The sequence below is a fragment of the Lysobacter antibioticus genome, from assembly GCF_001442535.1.
Lineage (GTDB): Bacteria > Pseudomonadota > Gammaproteobacteria > Xanthomonadales > Xanthomonadaceae > Lysobacter > Lysobacter antibioticus.
The window spans coordinates 1,825,241-1,847,125 of the sequence record NZ_CP013141.1 but is presented as its reverse complement, the minus strand read 5'-3'; the positions used below and the strand labels follow the sequence as shown (position 1 = coordinate 1,847,125).

The 21,885-nt window shown below is 69.3% G+C and carries 2 protein-coding genes and 1 pseudogene (1 of these 3 running past the window's edge); all 3 read left to right on the top strand.

What is annotated here, in order from left to right; all coding sequences use genetic code 11:
- Window positions 1-30: 30 nt before the first annotated feature.
- A pseudogene (locus GLA29479_RS07535) lies at window positions 31-12,129 on the top strand (amino acid adenylation domain-containing protein); the annotation flags it as partial.
- Between the two features lie 195 nt (window positions 12,130-12,324).
- Window positions 12,325-18,984 carry a non-ribosomal peptide synthetase gene (locus GLA29479_RS07530; protein ID WP_057971225.1) on the top strand — a complete coding sequence of 2,220 codons (6,660 nt, stop codon included), beginning with the start codon at window positions 12,325-12,327 and terminating at the stop codon, window positions 18,982-18,984.
- Window positions 18,974-21,885: the 5' portion of a non-ribosomal peptide synthetase gene (locus GLA29479_RS07525; protein ID WP_057971224.1), read on the top strand. The gene runs 475 nt beyond the window's last position; only the first 2,912 of its 3,387 coding nucleotides appear in the window; the start codon lies at window positions 18,974-18,976; its stop codon lies beyond the right edge, outside the window. Before GLA29479_RS07530 ends, GLA29479_RS07525 begins: the two co-directional genes overlap by 11 nt.

Here is a 21,885-nt window from a genome sequence, read left to right as displayed (position 1 = left end):
CGGCCCCACAGGATCACAGGGAATTAGCTAATGTTTCTTTTCGAGCTGGTGCAGTACGTCGAACAAAACGGCATCGACATCAAGGTCGTCGACGGCAAGTTGCGGATCACCGGCGATCAGGCCTTGCTGACCGACCAGGTCAAGGAGACGATGAAGCGCTACAAGGCCGAGCTGTCGGCCTATTACGCGCGCCTGTCGCAGGACGCGATCGCCGCGCGCGGCGGCGAGGGCTCGTATCCGCTGTCGTTCGCCCAGCAGCGCCTGTACTTCCTGTATCAGTACGACCCCGAGCTGACCAGCTTCATCCTGCCGATGGAACTGGAGCTGCGCGGCGAACTCGACGTCGCCGCGTTCGGCGAGGCGGTCGCGGCGGTGGTCCAGCGCCATCCGATCTACCGCACCACCTATCGGGTCGAGGCCGGCGTGCCGCGCCAGCGTTTCGATGCCGGGCGCAATTTCCAGATCGCCTACCAGGATCTCAGCCAGGCCTCCGAGGCCGAGCGCGAGGCAGGCCTGGCCGAATGCCGCCGCGACGTCTCCGAGCGCCCGTTCGACCTGGGCGAGGAACTGCCGCTGCGCGTGCACCTGCTCAAGCGCGACGCCGGCGCCCACACCTTGCTGGTCGGTTTCCACCACATCGCCACCGACGAGTGGTCGATCCAGCAGTTCGTCCATGAAGTCTCGCGGATCTATCGCGACCGCGGCCATGCGCGGGTCGCGGTCGAGCCGGTGTCCTACCTCGACTACGCCGCGTGGCAGGTCGAGCAGTACGAGGCCGGCGGCTACGAGGTGTCGCGTTCGTACTGGCAGCACCAGCTCGACGGCATCAAGGGCGTGCTGGAACTGCCGCTGGACTTCCCGCGCCCGGCGCTGCAGAGCTACAACGGTGCGCAGATCGCCCGCCAGGTGCCGGACGAACTCGGCCGCAAGGTCGGCGCCTTCGTGCGCGGCCGCGGCTTGCCCGAGTTCGGTTTCTACCTCGGCGTCTGCCATCTGCTGCTCAACAAACTCAGCGGCGAGAACGACATCGTGGTCGGCACCGACGTGTTCGGCCGCGATCACGCCGACCTGCGCGACATGGCCGGCTTCTTCGTCAACCAGCTCGCCCTGCGCAGCCAGATCCACCCGGAAGCCCCGGTCGCCGAGTACCTGGGCCAGGCCGGTCTGGCGGCGATGGACGCGCTGCGCTATCAGGACATGCCTTACGACAAGGTCGTCGACGCCCTCGGTATCGAGCGCGACGCCGCCTATTCGCCGGTGTTCCAGGTCAAGTTCCTGTACGAACGCGCGGCCCGCAAGCTGGAGCTGTTCGACGATGTCGAAGCCAGCGAGCGCGCCTCGTTCGGCACTCGCTCGCAGTACGACCTGACCCTGAAAGTGCAGGGCGAGCAGGTCATCGCCTACTACAACACCGACCTGTTTCGCGCTGGAACGGTCGAGGCCTGGCTGGATCTGTACCTGGCCTTGCTCGATGAGATCGTCGAGCAGCCGCAGCGCCCCGTCGCCGACCTGTTGCAGGGCACCCTGGCGCAGCGCTATGCCGCCTTTACCCAGGGCGAGCAACGGACGGTCGACCCTGCCGACCTGTTCGCCCGCATCGACGCCGCGGTGGCGGCGAACCCGCAGGCGATCGCAGTGCGTTCGGTCGACGGCGACGCCAGCTACGCGCAGTTCGACGCGCGCGTGCGCCAGATCGCCGCGCGCCTGTTGGCGATGGGCATCGCCAAGGGCGACAAGGTCGCCGTGCACCTGGACCGCTCGATCGACCTGACTGCGGCCACGGTCGCGGCGATGCGCGCCGGCGCGGTGTTCGTGCCGCTGGACCCGAGCTATCCGCGCGAGCACATCGACTACACCCTCGGCGACAGCGGCGCCGGCGTGGTCGTGACCCAGTCGAGCCTGGCCGACCACCTGCCGGAGTTCTACGGCTTCGTCCTCGATCTCGACAGCTTGCCGACCCCGAGCGCCGACATCGCCGCGCCGGCCTATCCGACGCTGGGCGCCGAAGACATCGCCTATCTGCTCTATACCTCCGGTTCGACCGGGCGGCCGAAGGGCGCGCTGATCCCGCACGGCGCCTTCGCCAACCTGTGCGACTGGTACATCCGTTTCTGCTCGCTGGACCCGAGCAGCCGGGTGCTGCTGATGATCCCGATCGGCTTCGACGCCTCGATCAAGAACATCTTCGCTCCGCTGATGGCCGGCGGCACCCTGGTGCTGGCGCGCCCGGACCTGTTCGATCCCGAGTCGCAATTGCGCCAGATCGAACACACCGGGGTGACCCTGATCAATTGCGCGCCGAGCGCGATGTACGCGCTGGTCAAGCACGACGCCGGCAACGGCTACGAGTCGCTGCGCAGCCTGCGCCTGCTCGCGCTCGGCGGCGAAGCGCTGGACCTGAGCCTGCTGCGGCCGTGGCTGGGCAGCGAGGCCTGCAGCGCCGCGCTCGCCAACATCTACGGCCCGACCGAATGCACCGACATCTCGGTGGTGTACCAGGCCGGGCGCGAAGAGTGGCTGCAGCGCTCGCAGGTGGTGATCGGCCGGCCGATCCAGAACGCCCAGGCCTACATCGTCGACGCCGGCCTGCGCCTGTGCGCTCCGGGCGTGCCGGGCGAGCTGGTGATCGCCGGCCGCGGTGTCGCGGCGGGCTATCACAACCTCGACGAGACCACCGCGCGCAGCTTCGTGCGCACCGCGCTCGCCGATTCGCCGGTCTACCGCACCGGCGACGTCTGCCGCTACGACGAAGACGGCCAGATCGTCTACCTGGGCCGTCGCGACGGCCAGATCAAGATCCGCGGCAAGCGCGTGGAGACGGCGGAGATCGTCGCCCAACTCGCCGCCTTGCTGCCTGCGCGCAAGATCAGCGTGCAGTTGTACTCGGCCAACGGCATGGAACTGCTGCTGGCCTTCGCCGACGGCGGCGCTGCGGCCATCGGCGCCGACGAGCTAAAGCAAAGCCTGGCCCAGCGGCTGCCGCGGCACATGGTGCCGGCGCAGATCCTGTTCCTCGAGCGCATGCCGCTGACCCCGAACGGCAAGATCTGCGGCAAGTCGTTGGCCGCGGTGTTCGAGGCGCAGCGCGCCAACGCCGAAGCGGTCGACGAAACCCTCGACGAGACCGAACGCCTGATCGCCTCGGTCTGGGAACAATTGCTCGGCGTGCAAGGCATCGAGCGCGGCTCGGACTTCTTCTCGCTCGGCGGCGATTCGATCTTCTCGATCCAGTTGGTCGCCGAACTGCAGGCGCACGGGATCAAGGTGTCGGTCGCCGACATCTTCAAGCATCCGACCCTGGGCCAGCTCGCGCATTTGGCCGCGCGCAACGCCTCCGCCGCGCCGGTGATCGAGGCCGGCGCCGAAGCGTGCGCGGACGCCAGCGACGAAGCGACGTTGGCGCCGTTCGCGTTGCTATCCGCGGCCGACCGCGCGCTGCTGCCGGACGGCCTGGAGGACGCCTATCCGGTGACTTCGCTGCAGCACGGCATGATCTTCCACGGCCTGCTCGACAGCGATCTGTCCAACGGCGGCTCGACCTATCACGACGTGTTCTCGTTCGAGCTGAGCTTCGACGCCTTCGACTCGCAGGCCTTCGTCCGCGCGATCGGCGACGTCGTCGCCCGCCACCCGGTGCTGCGCACCGGCTTCGACCTCGGCCGCTATTCGGTGCCGCTGCAGCTGGTGCACGCGCAGGTGGCGCCGAACATCGACCAGACCGACCTGCGCGGGCTCGACGAGACGGCGCAGGAACGCGAAGTGGCGCTGGCCATCGCCGCGATCAAGGTCAAGGGCTTCGCCCTGGACGCGTCCAGCCTGATCCGCTTCACCGTGCTGCGCAAAGCCGAGCACTGCATCCAGCTGGTGATCGATGCGCATCACGCCATCCTCGACGGCTGGAGCATGGCGACCCTGCAACGGCAGGTGTTCGAGTGCTATCGCGCCTACCAGGCCGGCGCCGAGACCGCGCCGACGTTCGATAGCGGCCGTTCGGGCTTCGCCGATTACGTCGCCCAGTTGGCCCGCGAAGAGGCCGACCCGGCCAACCGCGCGTTCTGGGACGAATGCGGCCGCCGCGCCGGCCAAGGCCGCTTGGCCGCGGTCGCAGCGAGCGCAGCCGCGCGCGAGCACCGCGAGATCCGTCTCGACGCGGCTTTGGCCACGCGCCTGGACGAACTGGCCGTGCGCGAAGGCGTCGCCGTGCGCACGCTGTTGTTCATGGCCCATGCCTGCACCCTGCGGGCGATGATCGGCGCCGACCGCGTCGTCACCGGCCAGACCGACAACGGCCGCCTGGAAACGCGCGGCACCGAGAACGTACTCGGCCTGTTTCTCAATGTATTGCCGCAGACCGTCGATCTCGGCGGCAAGCGCTGGCGCGAGCTGGCCGCGGCGGTGCACGAGGCCGAGACCGCCAGCCGCGCTCACCGGCGTTATCCGCTGGCCTCGATCCTGCAGCGCCATCCCGCGCTCGCGGTCGATTCCTTGTTCACCTACACCAATTTCCGCGTCTCCAACCCGCTGACCCGCGAGGCCTCGTTGCGGGTGCGCGAAGGCGAGTTGTTCGAAGAGATCAATTTCGGCCTGTCGCTGCACGCCAACGGCAATCGCGAAGACGGCTACACCGTCATCCTCGACGCGCGCCTTAACCTGCAGCCGATCCACATCGAAGCCTTGCTGCGTACCTACGTCGACGCACTGGAGGCGATGACCGCCGATTTCGACGCCGCCATCGCGCCGTTGCCGGTCCATCATCTGCCGGTGTTCGCCCACGGCCAGGACGGCGCCGCGCACGCTCTGCTGCGCTTCGACAGCGTTCTCGATGCCGCCGCCCTCGATGCGGCCGCGACCGAAGTCGTGCACCACGCCTTCGACGGCAGCGTCGCCGGCCCGGCCCTGCACTTGCTGAGCCCGGCGTTCGCCGCCGGCCAGGACGAGCAGGCCTGCATCGACATCGCCCTGAGCCAGATCGGCGCCACCGATGCGCCGCTGACCGTCGCCGCCTATCGCCGCGACGGCCTGCAGCTCCTGGTATTGCGTGTGTCCCCGGCCTTGGCCGCGGCCGATCCCGATGCCGCCAGCGCCCTGGTGGCGCGTTACTGCATGTTGAGCGGCGACCGCGCCGCGTTGTCGGCGCGCGCCGGCAGCGCCGCGCCGTGGCGCGATGCCGGCGTATTCGATCGCGACCGCGCGTATTGGCAGGCTCAGCTCGACGGCGCGCCGGTCGCGCTGGCGTTGCCGAGCGATCGCCCGCGCAACGCGGCACCGGATCACGTCTCCGCTTCGGTCGAGGTTGCCGTGCCCGCATCGACCGCCTCGGCGTTGCGCGTTTTCGCTGTGCAGCAGGCCGCGCCGGTGCCGGCCGTGCTGTTGGCGGCGTGGATCGCCTTGCTGTCGCGTTGGAGCGGGCAGGGCGAGGTCGTCACCGGCCTGGCCTCGGCCGTTTTGGCCAACGAGGTCGCGGCCTTGCGCCTCGACCTGCAAGACGACCCGACGGTCGCCGAGGCCGTCGCGCGCGCCGCTGCCGCGCTCGATGCTGCCTGTGCGCATGCCGAACTGCCGTTCGCTCAGGTCGCCGAGGCCGTACGCGGCCGTGGCGAGGCCTTGTTCGAGGTGCTGTTGGCCCTCGACGGCGCTGCAGCGTCGCGGCCCGGACTGGCCCTGTCGCTGGAACTCGCCGACACCGCCGAAGGCCTCCGCGGCCGTCTGCATTACCCGCAGGCGCAGTTCGACCGCGCCAGCGCCGAGCGCATGGCCGGCCATCTGGCCACCGTGCTCGCCGCATTCGCGCAGGACGGCGGACGCAAGCTCAGCGGCTTGCCGCTGCTGTCGGCGCCCGAACGCGAGCAGGTGCTGTTCGGCTTCAACGACACTGCGACGGTAGCGGCGTCGGAGCGGCTGATGCACCGCCGCTTCGAGCGCCACGCCGCCTCGCAGCCGGAGGCGATCGCCCTGATCGACGGCGAGCTCGCGCTGAGCTACACCGAACTCAACCGCCGCGCCAACCGCATCGCCCATCGCCTGATCGCGTTGGGCGTGAAACCCGACGACCGCGTGGCGATCTGCGTCGAACGCAGCGCGGCGATGGTCGCCGGCCTGCTCGGCGTGCTCAAGGCCGGCGGCGCCTACGTCCCGCTGGACCCGAACTATCCGTCCGAACGCTTGGCCTACATGCTCGAAGACAGTCGCCCGGCGGCGCTGCTGACCCAGGCCGGGTTGCGCGAACGCCTGCCGCTCGGCGAGCCGGCGCGTCTGCCGGTGCTGGCGATCGACGCACTGATCGCGGCGCCGGGCGAGGGCGAGTCGCACGACCCCGATCCGCAGTCGCTGGGGTTGACTCCGGCGCATCTGGCGCAGGTGATCTACACCTCGGGTTCGACCGGCCAGCCCAAGGGCGTGATGGTCGAACACCGCAACGTCGCCGAACTGATCCGCACCCACATCGCTCACTGCGCGTTGCAGCCCGGCGACCGGATGCTGCAGTTCGCTTCCTACTCGTTCGACAGCTCTGTGGTGGAAATCTTCCCCACCCTGTCGGCCGGCGCCACGGTGGTGCTGCGTCCGGCGCATCTGGTCGCACCCGATGCCGAATTCGTCGACTTCCTGAGCGCGCAATCGATCAACATCGCCGACCTGCCGACCGCGTTCTGGCACCAGTGGTCGCAGGAGGTCTCGGAAGGCCGGTTGTTGCCGGCGCCGAACTTGCGCCTGGTGGTGGTCGGCGGCGAGAAGGTCGAACGCCGTCATCTGGCGCAATGGTTGAGCGCGCCAGGTCTGCGTTGCGGCCTGCTCAACACTTATGGCCCGACCGAGGCCACGGTGTATGCGACCGCGGCGCTGTTCGCCGATGCCTCGCAGTTGCCTGTGCACGAGGTCTCGATCGGCCGCCCGGTCGCCAACACCCGCGTCTACATTCTCGACGCGCACGGCCAACCGGTGCCGGTCGGCGTGGCCGGCGAGCTGTGCATCGCCGGCGCCCAGGTCGCGCGCGGCTACCTCGGGCGCGAAGCGCTCAGCGCCGAGCGTTTCCTCCGCGACCCCTTTGTCAGCGCCGATTCCGATCCGGTCCAGGCGCGCCTGTACAAGACCGGCGACCTTGCGCGCTGGCGTGCCGACGGCAGCATCGACTACCTCGGCCGCAACGACTTCCAGGTCAAGATCCGCGGTTTCCGCATCGAGCTGGGCGAGATCGAAGCGGCGCTGTCGGCCTGCGCCGGCGTGCGCGAAGCGGTGGTGATCGCCCGCGAGGACGAGCCCGGCGACAAGCGCCTGGTGGCGTATGTCGTCGCCGCCGCAGAGGCCGCGACGACCGCGGCGCAGTGGCGCGAGCAGCTGGCGCGCTCGCTGGCCGATTATCTGTTGCCGTCGGCGATCGTGCGCCTGGACGCGCTGCCGCTGACCGCCAACGGCAAGCTCGACCGCAAGGCCTTGCCGGCACCGGACGACGCGGCGATGGCCGCGCGCCCTTATGCCGAACCGCAGGGCGAGGCCGAGGCCGCGTTGGCCCAGGTCTGGCAGGACTTGCTCGGCCGCGAGCGGGTCGGCCGCAACGATCACTTCTTCGAACTCGGAGGCCATTCGCTGATCGCGGTGCAGTTGGTCACGCGTTTGCGCGAGAGCCGCGGCGTCGAGCTGTCGCTGCGCGACGTGTTCGCCCGGCCGGTGCTCGCCGAGATGGCGCAGAGCCTGCGCGGAGCCCGCGCGGCGGCGTTGCCGCCGATCCTGGCAGCCGACCGCGGCGCGCCGTTGCCGCTGTCGTGGGCGCAGCAGCGCCTGTGGTTCCTCGATCAGCTCGATTCCGCCGCCGGCGCCGCTTATCACATGCCCGCGGCGTTGCGCCTCAGCGGCCGCCTCGACCGCGCGGTGTTGCAGGCGACCCTCGACCGCGTCGTCGCGCGTCACGAGATCCTGCGCACCTGCTTCGTCGCCGGCGACGGCGAGCCGGTGCAGTCGATCGCGCCGGCCGACTGCGGTTTCGTTCTCGACGACCTCGACCTCAGCGCGCTCGACGCGCCGGCACGCGAGCGCGAAGTGCAGACCCTGTCGGCGGCGGAAGTGCGCAAGCCCTTCGATCTGTCGAGCGGGCCGCTGATCCGCGGCCGCCTGCTGCGCCTGGCCGCGGACGAACACGTGCTACTGCTGACCCAGCATCACATCATCTCCGACGGCTGGTCGCTCGGTGTGCTGGTCGACGAGGTGTCGGCGCTGTATGCCGCCTTCGCCGAAGGCCGCGCCGATCCGCTGCCGCCGTTGCCGGTGCAATACGCCGACTACGCGGTGTGGCAGCGCCAGTGGCTGCGCGGCGATACGCTGGAAGCGCAGATGGGCTATTGGCGCGAGCATCTGAGCGGCGCACCGGCCCTGCTGGAACTGCCGACCGATCGGCCGCGTCCGCCGGTGCAACGCTACGTCGGCAGCACTCGGCGTTTCCGTATCGACGAACGCACCGCCGACGGCCTGCGCGCCTTGTCGCAGCGCCACGGCACGACTTTGTTCATGACCTTGCTGGCCGGCTGGTCGCTGCTGCTGTCGCGCCTGAGCGGCAGCGACGACGTCGTGGTCGGCACCGCGGTCGCCAACCGCCGCCGCGGCGAGGTCGAGCCCTTGCTCGGCTTTTTCGTCAACACCCTGGCGCTGCGGGTCGACATCGGCGACGACCCGACCGTCGCCGAGCTGCTGGCGCGCACCCGCGCGGTCATGCTCGGCGCCTACGAACACCAGGACGTGCCGTTCGAGCAGGTCGTCGACATGCTGCAGCCGGCGCGCAGCCTGGGCCACAACCCGGTGGTGCAGAACATGCTGGTGCTGCAGAACACCCCGACCGGCACCCTGCAGCTGCCCGAGCTGAGCCTCAGCCTGATCGACCAGCCGCGCGACGAGACCCTGTTCGACCTGTCGCTGGAACTGATCGAGAACGAGGGCGGCCTCGACGGCAGCCTCGAATACGCCAACGACCTGTTCGACGCCGCCACCATCGAACGTTGGTCGCAACATCTGCAGACCCTGCTGCGGGCGATGGCCGAGGGCGAACAGCGGCGCATCGGCAGCCTGTCGCTGCTCAGCGCCGACGACCGCCGCCTGGTGCTGGAGCGGTTCAACACCGTCGACGGCGCTGCGCCGGCCACGGCTCACGACGGGCAGACGGTGCACGCTCTGTTCGAGGCCCAGGCCGCCCGCGATCCGCAGGCCACCGCGGTCGAATTCGAGGGCAGCGCGCTGAGCTATGGCGAACTCAACCGCCGCGCTAACCGCGTCGCCCATCGCCTGATCGCGCTCGGCGTAGCGCCCGACGACCGCGTCGCGATCTGCGTCGAGCGCGGCCTGGACGCGGTGGTCGCGGTGTTCGGCGTGCTCAAGGCCGGCGCGGCCTACGTGCCGCTGGACCCGGCCTATCCGCCGGAACGCCTGGCCTATCTGGTCGGCGACAGCGCGCCCAAGGCCTTGCTGACCCAGAACGCGCTGCGCGAGGCGGCCTGGTCGCTGGACGAGCACGCTCCCGACATCGCCGTGCTGATGCTCGACGACGACGAGACATGGGCCGCTCAGCCCGAGCACGACCCGGCGGTGAGCGCGCTGACGCGGTCGAACCTGGCCTATGTGATCTACACCTCCGGTTCGACCGGCGAGCCCAAGGGCGTGATGGTCGAGCACCGCAACGTGCTCAACCTGTGGTCGGCGTTCGAGCGCGAGGTGTTCGCCGAATGCGCACCGGGTGCGCGCCTGGGCCTGGACGCGGCCTTGTCGTTCGATGCCTCGGTGCAGTCGCTGGTGCAACTGCTATCGGGGCGTTGCATGGTGATCGTGCCGGCGGCGATCCGCGCCGACGGCGCCGCCTTGATCGAATTCCTGGCGCGCGAGCGCATCGACATCTTCGATTGCACGCCGGCCCAGTTCGAGGCCTTGCTCGCCGCCGGTCTGCTCGACGACGCGGTCGCGGGCGGCCGCCGCCCGGGCACCGTGCTGGTCGGCGGCGAAGCCCTGCCGGCGCGCGCCTGGGACGCCGCGGCGGCTTCGTCGATGCGCTGCTACAACGTGTACGGCCCGACCGAATGCACGGTCGACGCCAGCTATGCCCGCATCGAAGCCGGGGTCGCGCCGCACATCGGCCGGCCGCTCGCCAACACCCGCATCTACGTGCTCGGCGGCGACGGCGAACCCTTGCCGGTCGGCGTGGTCGGCGAGATCCACGTCGGCGGCGCCGGCGTCGCCCGCGGTTATCTCAACCGCGCCGAACTGAGCGCCGAACGCTTCGTCCGCGACCCGTTCGCGTCGTCGGCCGGCGCGCGCATGTACCGCACCGGCGACCTCGGCCGCTGGCGCAGCGACGGTACCCTGGAGTACGTCGGCCGCAACGACTTCCAGGTCAAGCTGCGCGGCTACCGCATCGAGCTCGGCGAAATCGAGGCGCGTCTGTCGGCCTGCGCCGACGTCCGCGAAGCGGTGGTGGTCGCGCGCGAAGACCAGCCCGGCGAGAAGCGCCTGGTGGCCTACGTGGCGCCGCGCGCGGCGGCCAAGGACGAGGCGCTCGAGGAATTGCTCGACGGCCAGGTCGCGCAGTGGTCGGACATCTTCGACGACCAGGGCGAAGAGGAAACCGTCGAGCAGGCCGATTTCGGTTTCGACCTGACCGGCTGGAACAGCACCTACACGCGTGCGCCGATCGCCAGCGAAGGCATGCGCGAATGGCTCGACACCACCCTGGTGCGGATCGAGGCGCTGCAGCCGCGCCGTGTGCTCGAAATCGGCGTCGGCACCGGCATGATCCTGTGCAACATCGCGCCGCGTTGCGAGCGCTATGTCGGCACCGACCTGTCGGTCAAGACCGTGGCCAAGGTCAACCACCTGGTCGGGATCACCCCGGAGCTGACCGGCAAGGCCGACGTGTTCCAGGGCGAGGCCACCGATTTCTCGGCGATCCACGGCGAGTTCGACACGGTGGTGATCAACTCGGTGGTGCAGTACTTCCCGAACCTGGCCTATCTGGAGCAGGTCATCGCCTCGTCGATCGGCGTCACCGCCGCCGGCGGCAAGCTGATGATCGGCGACGTGCGCCATCACGGCCTGATGCCGTCGTTCCATCTGTCGGTGCAGGCCTTCCAGTCGCCGGACAGCCTGTCGGCGACGCAACTGGCCGACCGCGCCGCGCAGAAGATGCGCGGCGATATCGAGTTGCTGATCGATCCGGTCTGGTTCCACGCCCTGCGCGATCGTTATCCGCGCATCAGCGCGGTGCGCGTGCTGCCCAAGCTGGCCCGCCACGAGAACGAAATGTCGGCCTATCGCTACGACGTGGTGCTGAGCATCGACGGCGAGCGCGACGAGGTGTTCGCGGTCGACTGGCAGGACTGGGGCGACGAAGGCTTCGATGCGCAGCGCCTGCAGCAGCGCATCGACGCCGGCAGCGAGGCGGTGCTCGGTTTGCGTGCGATCGCGCACCCCTGGGCGACGCCCTACCAGCGTGCCTGGCAGCGTCTCGGCGCGGGCGAGGGCGGCGCCTCGGTCGCGGCGATCAAGGCCCAGGCCGCGCTCGATGCCGGCCAGGGCGCACTGTGCGTCGATCTCGAAGATTTCTGCCGCGAGCGCGGCTACAGCCTCGACCTGAGCTGGGCGCCGAACGCGCAGGGCGGCGAATACCACGCCCTGATCGGCCGCAACGGCCAGGCGCTGCACTTCGATTGGCGCAGCCAGATCGCGGCGGAGCAGTTGCGCAAGGACGAAGCCGGTTTCGCCCACGACCCGCTCGAAGCCAAGTGGCGCAGCACCTTGCCGGGCCGTCTGCGCGAAACGTTGGCGGCGCAGGTGCCCGAGTACATGGTGCCGAGCGCGTTCATGCTGATCGACCGCTGGCCGCTGACCGCCAACGGCAAGCTCGACCGCCAGGCCTTGCCGGCGCCGGACCGCATCGCGGTGACCGCGCGCAGCTACGAGCCGCCGCAGGGCGAGGTCGAGGAGACCATCGCCGCGATCTGGCAGGAACTGCTCGGCCTGGAACAGGTCGGCCGCCACGACCACTTCTTCGAGGTCGGCGGGCATTCGCTGCTGGCGGTGCAGGTGATGGCGCGGGTGCGCGAAGCCTTCGCCGTCGACGTGCCGGTGGCCGAGCTGTTCAAGTCGCCGGAGGTCGCGCTGCTGGCGCGGGTGGTGCTGGTCGCCAGCGTCGGCCGCTATGCCGACGAGGACGTCGAGCGCATGGCCGCCGACATCGATCAGTTGTCGGAAGAGGAACTGCGCGCCCTGCTCGAAGAGGAAAACCCGTGAGCCGCCGCGACCGCGCGGCGGCAAGGGGACGACACACCATGGAACAACAAGCGATGGAGATGCGGGATGTCTAAGGAATCGTCGGCGGACATCGAGCTGCTGAAACTGGAACTGCTGCGGCGCCGGCTCAACAAGTCGGCGACCCCGGCCGCGCAGCCGGATGGCGCGCGGCCGATCGCGCGCGCCGATCGCGATGGCGAACTGCCGTTGTCGTGGGCGCAGCAACGCATGTGGTTCCTCGATCGTCTCGACCAGGCGGCCGGCGAGGCCTATCACGTGCCGGCGGCGCTGCGCCTGAAGGGCCGGCTCGACCGCCTTGCGCTGCAATCCGCGCTCGACCGCATCGTCGCCCGCCACGAAAACCTGCGCACCCGCTTCGTCGGCGTCGACGGTTCGGCGCGCCAGCAGATCGCCTCCGAGCACGTCGGCTTCGTCCTGGTCGATCACGACCTGCGCGCGCTGGCGCCGGCCGAGCGCGAAGCCGAGGCGGCCCGGATCGGCCGCGACGAAGCCTTGGCGGCGTTCGATCTGGCCGCCGGCCCGCTGATCCGCGGCCGCCTGCTGCGGGTGGGCGACGACGAGCACATCCTGCTGGTAACCCAGCACCACATTATTTCCGACGGTTGGTCGATGGGCGTGCTGGTGCGCGAAGTCAGCGCGCTGTACACCGCTTTCACCCAGGGCCGCACCGATCCCTTGCCGCCGCTGCCGGTGCAGTACGCCGACTACGCGGTGTGGCAGCGCCAGTGGCTGCAGGGCGAGGCCTTGCAGAAACACATCGACTTCTGGCGCACCCACCTCGGCGGCGCGCCGACCCTGCTGGAACTGCCCGGCGACCGGCCGCGCCCGCCGCTGCAGAGCTATGCAGGCGACCGCATCCCGGTCGCGCTGCCGGCAGCGCTGACCACCGCCCTGCGCGCGCTGTCGCAGCGCCACGGCACCACCGTGTTCATGACCCTGCTGGCCGGTTGGTCGGCGCTGATGTCGCGTTTGAGCGGCCAGGACGAGGTGGTGATCGGCACGCCGGTGGCCAATCGCGCCCGCACCGAACTCGAACCGCTGATCGGTCTGTTCATCAACACCCTGGCCCTGCGCGTCGACCTGCGCGACGACCCGACCGTCAGCCAGCTATTGGCCCAGGTCAAGACCAGCACGCTCGGCGCCTATGCCCATCAGGAACTGCCGTTCGAGCAGGTCGTCGAAGCGCTGGCGCCGGAGCGCAGTCTCGGCCACAGCCCCTTGTTCCAGGTGATGCTGACCCTGGACAACACCCCCGACAGCGGCAGCCTGGCATTGCCGGGGCTGGAACTGAGCGCGGTGCCGGCGACCAACGCCAAGGCGCATTTCGATCTGCGCCTGCTGCTCGGCGATGCCGGCGAAGACCTCAGCGGCGAACTGGAATATTCGAGCGACCTGTTCGACCGCGCCACCGCCGAGCGCATGGTACGGCAGTGGATCGCGCTGCTGCAGGGCATGGTCGGCGGCGATGCGCGCAAGGTCGGCGAACTGGCTTTGTTGAGCACGACCGAGCGCGAGCAGGTGCTGCGCGGCTTCAACGATCTGCGTAGCGACGCGGTGCACGACCGCACGATCCATGCGTTGTTCGAGGAACAGGCCGCCGCGCAGCCGGATGCCGAAGCGTTGTTGGTCGAAGACGAAGTGCTGAGCTACGCCGAACTCAATCGCCGCGCCAACCAAGTCGCGCATCGCTTGATCGCGCTCGGTGTGAAACCCGACGACCGGGTGGCGATCTGCACCGAGCGCAGCGTGGCGATGATCGTCGGCCTGCTGGGCGTGCTCAAGGCCGGCGCCGGCTACGTGCCGCTGGACCCGAGTTATCCGAGCGAGCGCTTGGCCTACATGCTCGAAGACAGCCGGCCGATCGCCCTGTTGACCCAGTCGGCCTTGCGCGCGGCGATGCCGATGCTGGAATCCTCGCCGCTGCCGGTGGTGGTGCTCGACGATGAGTCGCTGAGTGACCAAAGCGAAAGCAATCCGAGCATCGCTGGCCTGACGCCGCGCCATCTCGCCTACGTGATCTACACCTCCGGCTCGACCGGCCAACCCAAGGGCGTGATGGTCGAGCACCGCTCGGCCGTGAACTTCTGGCGGGTGATGGGCGAAACGACCCATCGCGAGCTGACCGAGCCGTCGCGCGTGGCTTTGAACGCGGCGTTCTCGTTCGACATGTCCCTGAAGGGCATCCTGCAGTTGCTCTCGGGCCATGCCCTGGTGCTGATCCCGCAGGCCATCCGCGCTAACGGCCCGGCGATGCTCGACTTTATCGACCGCTACCGCATCGACGCCTTCGACAGCACGCCCTCGCAATTGGAGGTGTTGCTGGCCGCCGGTCTGATCGGCAAGCCCGGTCACCAGCCGACCAGCGTGCTGCTGGGCGGCGAGCCGATCGGCAAGGCGATGTGGGACAAGCTCCAGGCCTCGCCGAGCATCCATTTCCACAACATGTACGGCCCGACCGAGTGCACGGTCGATGCCACCATCGGCAGTATCCGCGATGCCGTCGGCGGCCCGAACATCGGCCGCCCGATCGCCAACACCCCGGTGTATTTGCTCGATGGCCACGGCGAGCCGGTGCCGGTCGGCGTGCCGGGCGAGCTGTTCCTCGGCGGTGTGCAGGTCGCACGCGGTTACCTGGATCGCCCGGAACTGACCGCCGAGCGTTTCCTGCGCGATCCGTTCGCGCAGGACGCCGATGCGCGCATGTACAAGACCGGCGACCTCGGCCGATGGCGCGCCGACGGCACGATCGAATACCTGGGCCGCAACGATTTCCAGGTCAAGATCCGCGGCTTCCGCATCGAGCTGGGCGAGATCGAAGCGCGCCTGACCGCCTGCGACGGCGTGCGCGAAGCGGTGGTGATCGCCCGCGAAGAAGACAGCGGCGACAAGCGCCTGGTCGCCTACGTGGTCGCGGAGCAGGGCGCCGAGATCTCGGTGGCCAATCTGCGCGAAGCGCTGACCCGTGACCTGGCCGAGTACATGATCCCGAGCGCCTTCATGGCGCTGGACGCGCTGCCGCTCACCCCGAACGGCAAGCTCGACCGCAAGGCCTTGCCGTCGCCGGACCAGTCCGCGCTGGCGAGCCGCGAGTACGAAGCGCCGCTAGGCGAGACCGAACAGGCCATCGCCGGGGTCTGGCAAGACCTGCTCGGCATCGAGCGGGTCGGCCGCCACGATCATTTCTTCGAGCTGGGCGGCCACTCGCTGCTGGTCATCAGCCTGATCGAACGCTTGCGCCAGTGCGGCCTTAACGTCGACGTGCGCACCGTGTTCACCACTCCGGTGTTGAGCGTGCTGGCCGGCAAGATCGCCGGCGAGGCCGAAGCGCCGGCGGCGGAGGTCGCGCCGAACCTGATCGTCGCCGGCACCACCGCGATCACTCCCGAGCTGTTGCCGCTGGTGTCGCTGAGCCAGGCCGAGATCGACGCCATCGTCGCCACCGTGCCCGGCGGCGCCGGCAACGTCCAGGACATCTACCCGCTGGCGCCGTTGCAGGAAGGCATCCTGTTCCACCACATGCTCGAAAACGACAGCGGCGGCGATACCTATCTGCTGCGCACCGTGCTCGGCTTCGACGGCCGCGAGCGCATGGACGCTTTCCTGGCGGCCTTGCAGCAGGTCATCGACCGCCACGACATCCTGCGCAGCGCGGTGATCTGGCAGGGCCTGCCGCAGCCGGTGCAGGTGGTGTACCGGCAGGCGCCGTTGCCGCTGCACGAGGCCGAGCTGTCGGCCGATTCGCCGGCCCTGCCGCAGTTGCTCGCCCACACCGACCCGCGCCGGATGCGCCTGGACCTGCAGCGCGCGCCGATCCTGGCCGCGTTCCGCGCCCAGGACCCGGACAGCGGCGAATGGCTGCTGGCGCTGCTGCGCCACCATGTCAGCGGCGACCACGTCGCCATGGCATTGATCCTGTCGGAGATCCTGGCGCTGCTGCAGGGACGCGGCGAGGCACTGCCGGCCAGCCTGCCGTACCGCAATTTCATCGCCGCCACCCGCGCCGTGCCCGAGGCCGAGCATGAGGCCTGGTTCCGCGAGCAGCTCGGCCATGTCGACGAACCGACCGCGCCGTTCGGCGTGCTCGACGTGCAGAGCAGCGGCGAGCAGGCGCGCGAAGCGCGGATCGTGTTCGACGATGCGCTGGCGCGGCGCATCCGCGAACTCGCGCGCGAGCGCGGGGTGACTCCGGCGGTGTTGTTCCACGTGGCCTGGGCGCAAGTGCTGGCGCGCTGCAGCGGCCGCGACGAAGTGGTGTTCGGCACCGTGCTGTCCGGCCGCCTGCAGGGCTCGGAGGGCGCCGACCAGGTGGTCGGCATGTTCCTCAATACCTTGCCGATCCGTATCCCGGTCGGCGGCGAAGCCGTGGCCGAGGCGGTGCGCGACACTCATCGCCGGCTCAGCGAACTGCTGGCGCACGAGCAGGCGTCGCTGGCCCTGGCCCAGCGTTGCAGCGCGATCGCGCCGCCGTTGCCCTTGTTCACTGCCTTGCTCAACTACCGCCACAGCCACGAGCCCGGCAACGCCGCCGAGGAACAGGCCATGGCCGAGGCCTGGGACGGCGTGTACGTGCTCAAGGACGACACCCGCAACAACTACCCGCTGACCATGTCGGTCGAGGATCTCGGCCAGGGCTTCGGCCTGACCGCGCTGTCGGTGCCGGGCATCGACGGCCCCCGCGTGGTCCGCTACATGCAGACCGCGATGGAGTCGCTGATCGGCGCGCTCGAAAGCGGCGGCGAGACGCCGCTGCGGGCGTTGCCGATCCTGCCGGTGTCCGAGCGGGAGCAGGTGTTGAGCGGCTTCAACGATCTGCGTAGCGATGCGGTCCACGACCGAACGATCCATGGACTGTTCGAGGCGCAGGCCGCTGCCGTGCCGGATTCGGATGCACTCTTGGTCGAAGACGAGGTGCTGAACTACGCCGAACTCAACCGCCGCGCCAACCGGGTCGCGCACCACTTGATCGCGTTGGGTGTGAAACCCGATGATCGCGTGGCGATCTGCACCGAGCGCAGCGTGGCGATGATCGTCGGCCTGCTGGGCGTGCTCAAGGCCGGCGCCGGCTACGTGCCGCTGGACCCGAGCTATCCGATCGAGCGCTTGGCCTACATGCTCGAAGACAGCCGGCCCATCGCCTTGCTGACCCAGTCGGCGCTGCGCGCGGCGATGCCGATGCTGGAGTCGTCGACGCTGCCGGTGGTGGTGCTCGACGATGAGTCGCTGGCCAGCTACAGCGAGAGCAATCCGAGCGTGGAAGGTTTGACGCCGCGCCATCTCGCCTACGTGATCTACACCTCCGGCTCGACCGGCCAGCCCAAGGGCGTGATGGTCGAGCACCGCTCGGCGGTGAACTTCTGGCGGGTGATGGGCGAAACGACCCATCGCGAGCTGAGCGCAGGCTCGCGCGTGGCCTTGAACGCCGCGTTCTCGTTCGACATGTCCCTGAAGGGCATCCTGCAGTTGCTCTCGGGCCATGCCCTGGTGCTGATCCCGCAGTCGATCCGCGCCAACGGCCCGGCGATGCTCGACTTTATCGACCGCTACCGCATCGATGCCTTCGACAGCACCCCCTCGCAGTTGGAGGTGTTGCTGGCCGCCGGCCTGATCGGCAAGCCGGGTCATCAGCCGACCAGCGTGCTGCTGGGCGGCGAGCCGATCGGCAAGGCGATGTGGGACAAGCTCAAGGCCTCGCCGAGCATCCACTTCCACAACATGTACGGCCCGACCGAGTGCACGGTCGACGCGACCATCGGCAGCATCCGCGATGCGGTCGGCGGCCCGAACATCGGCCGTCCGATTGCGAATACCCCGGTGTACCTGCTCGACAGCCGCGGCGAGCCGGTGCCGGTCGGCGTGCCGGGCGAGCTGTTCCTCGGCGGCGTGCAGGTTGCACGCGGCTATCTGGATCGTCCGGAGCTGACCGCGGAGCGCTTCCTGCGCGATCAGTTCTCTGCGAACGAAGAAGCGCGCATGTACAAGACCGGCGACCTCGGTCGCTGGCGCGCCGACGGCACGATCGAATACCTGGGCCGCAACGACTTCCAGGTCAAGATCCGCGGCTTCCGCATCGAGCTCGGCGAGATCGAAGCGCGCCTGACCGCCTGCGATGGCGTGCGCGAGGCGGTGGTGATCGCACGCGAAGAAGACAGCGGCGACAAGCGCCTGGTCGCCTACGTGGTGGCGGAGCAGGGCGCCGAGATCTCGGTGACGAACCTGCGCGAAGCGCTGGCCCGCGAGCTGGCCGAGTACATGATCCCGAGCGCGTTCGTCGCCCTGGACGTCTTGCCCTTGAACCCGAACGGCAAGCTCGACCGCAAGGCCTTGCCGTCGCCGGATCAATCGGCCTTGGCGAGCCGCGAGTACGAAGCCCCGCTCGGCGAAGTCGAGCAGACCCTGGCTGCGATCTGGCAGGACCTGCTGGGCATCGAGCGGGTCGGTCGCCACGACCACTTCTTCGAACTAGGCGGGCATTCGCTGCTGATCATGCAATTGGCGATCCGGGTGCGCGAACGCTTCGAGGTCGAGATCCCGCTGCGCACCCTGTTCGAGCAGCCGACTCTGTCCTTCCTCGCCGGGCTGGTGGTGTCGGCGCAGATCGAATCCTTCGCCGAGAGCGACGTCGCCGACATCGAGCAGTCGCTCGGCGAATTGAGCGAAAGCGAGTTGTTGGCCCTGTTGTCGGAGGACGCCGTCGATGAACGATGATCAGAGCCGCAAGCTCGAACAGCTGCGGCGCGCCGTGGCCCTGCAACAACTGCGCAAGCGCGAAGGCGCGCGCCGCGAGACCGTGGTCACGCCGCCGATGCAGCGCGCCGACCGCGCCGCGAGCCTGCCGCTGTCGTGGGCGCAGCAGCGCATGTGGTTCCTCGACCGGCTCGACCACGCCGCCAGCGCCGCCTACCACATGCCGGTGGCGCTGCGTCTGCGTGGGCGCCTCGACCGCGATGCGCTCAAGGCCACCCTCGACCGCCTGGTGGTGCGCCACGAAAACCTGCGTACGCGTTTCGTCAGCGTCGACGGCACCCCGGTGCAGATGATCGACCCGGCCGAGCGCGGATTCGAGCTGATCGAAGAAGACCTGAGCGGCTTGTCCGCCGATGCGCGCGAAGCGGCGGTGGCCGAACGCGGCCTGGCCGAGGCGCATGCCTTGTTCGATCTGGCCATCGGCCCGCTGGTGCGCGGGCGTTTGTTGCGCCTGGCCGACGACGAGCACGTGCTGCTGGTCACCCAGCATCACATCGTGTCCGACGGCTGGTCGCTCGGCGTGCTGGTCAAGGAAGTGACCGCGCTGTACACCGCTTTCAGCCAGGGCCAGGACGACCCGCTGCCACCGTTGGCGATCCAGTACGCCGACTACGCCGCTTGGCAGCGGCAGTGGCTGCAGGGCGAGACCCTGCAACAGGAAATCGAGTTCTGGCGCGAGCGCCTGAGCGGCGCGCCGGCCCTGTTGGAGCTGCCGACCGACCGGCCGCGCCCGGCCGCGCAGAGCTATGCCGGCGACCGCTTCGACCTGCAGATTCCGCCGGCCTTGACCGCCGGCCTGCGCGCGCTGTCGCAGCGTCACGGCACCACCTTGTTCATGACCTTGCTGGCGGCCTGGGCGACCCTGCTGTCGCGCCTCAGCGGCCAGGACGAAGTCGTCATCGGCACCTCGGTCGCCAACCGCCGCCGCAGCGAGCTGGAACCGCTGATCGGCCTGTTCCTCAACACCCTGGCGTTACGCGTCGACCTGCAGGGCGAGCCGAGCACGGCCGAGCTGTTGCAACGGATCAAGGCCACCACGCTCGACGCCTATGCCCACCAGGACCTGCCGTTCGAGCAGGTGGTCGAGGCGCTGCAACCGCAGCGCTCGCTCAGCCACAGCCCGATTTTCCAGACCATGCTGGCGTTCAACAACACCGCCGCCGGCGGCGTGTTGAGCCTGCCGGAGCTGGAACTGTCGGCGATCGACACGCCGCGCCAGACCGCGCATTTCGACCTGGAACTGGCGATCAACGACACCGGCGATGGGCTCGAAGCCAGCTTCGCCTATGCCACCGACCTGTTCGACCGGGCCACCATGCAGCGCTACGCCGGGCACTTGCTGAGCCTGCTCGAAGCGATGACGGCCGACGACAGCTTCACGGTCGCGCGTCTGCCTTTGCTCGATGCGAGCGAACGCGAGCGTCTGCTGAAGGCCTGCAACGATACTGTCGCGGTCTATTCGCAGGACCGCTGCGCACACGAGCTGTTCGAAGCGCAGGCCGCGCGCACGCCCGACGCGGTCGCATTGATTTGCGGCGAGACCCGGCTCAGCTACGCCGAACTCGAGCGCCGCGCCAATCGTCTGGCGCATCGTCTGATCGCACTCGGCGTTAAACCTGATGATCGCATCGCGATCTGCGCCGAACGCGGCGAGGCGATGGCGATCGGCCTGCTCGCCACGCTCAAGGCCGGCGCCGGCTACGTGCCGCTGGAACCGGGCTATCCCGATGAGCGCCTGGCCTACATGCTCGACGACAGCGCGCCGGTCGCGGTGCTGGTGTCGCCGGCCTTGCGCGGCCGGGTCGAGGCGCTGGGGCCGTCGGCGCCGTTGCTGAGCCTCGACCAAAGCCAATGGTCGGACGGCGCCGAACACGCACCGCAGATCGCGGCGCTGACGCCGGCGCATCTGGCCTATGTGATCTACACCTCGGGTTCGACCGGGCGGCCGAAGGGCGTGATGGTTCATCACCAGGGCCTGGTGAACTACCTCGAACACGCGCGGCGCGAATACCTCGGCGAGGCGGTGCAGGGCGCGCTGGTGGCGACGCCGTTCGGCTTCGACGCCACCGTGACCAGCTTGTTGACGCCGTGGCTCGCGGGCAAGCCGGTGGTGCTGTTGGCCGAGCAGGCGCAGGTCTGCCTGGCGCAGTTGCTCGATTACGCCGCCCAGGCGCAGCCGTGGCTGTTCAAGCTGACCCCGGCGCATCTGGATGCGCTGTCCAATCTTGCCGCCGCGCCGGCCTCGGCTACCGCGCACGTACTGGTGGTCGGCGGAGAACAACTGACCCGTCGCGGCCTGCAGCGCTTCCGAGAGCGGGTGCTGCCGGCCTCGGTGGTGATCAACGAATACGGCCCGACCGAGACCGTGGTCGGCTGCACTGTGTATGTCAGCGACGCGAGCGAAACGCCGTCCGCCGCCGACGCGGTGCCGATCGGCAAGCCGATCGCCAACACCCGCATCTATCTCCTCGACCGCCTCGGCGCGCCGGTGCCGGTCGGCGTGGCCGGCGAGGTGCATATCGGCGGCGTGCAGGTCGCGCGCGGCTATCTCGGACGCCCGGAACTCAGTGCCGAACGTTTCCTCGACGACCCGTTCGCCGGCGTCGCCGGAGCGCGCATGTACCGCACCGGCGACCTGGCGCGCTGGCGCGCCGACGGCGAACTCGAATACCTGGGCCGCAACGATTTCCAGGTCAAGATCCGCGGTTTCCGCATCGAACTCGGCGAGATCGAGACCCGGCTCGCCGCCTGCGCCGGTGTCGCCGAGGCGATCGTGATCGCCCGCGAAGACACGCCGGGCGACCAACGCCTGGTCGCCTATTTCCTGGCCGAGAGCGGCGCTGCGCCGCAGCCGGGCGATCT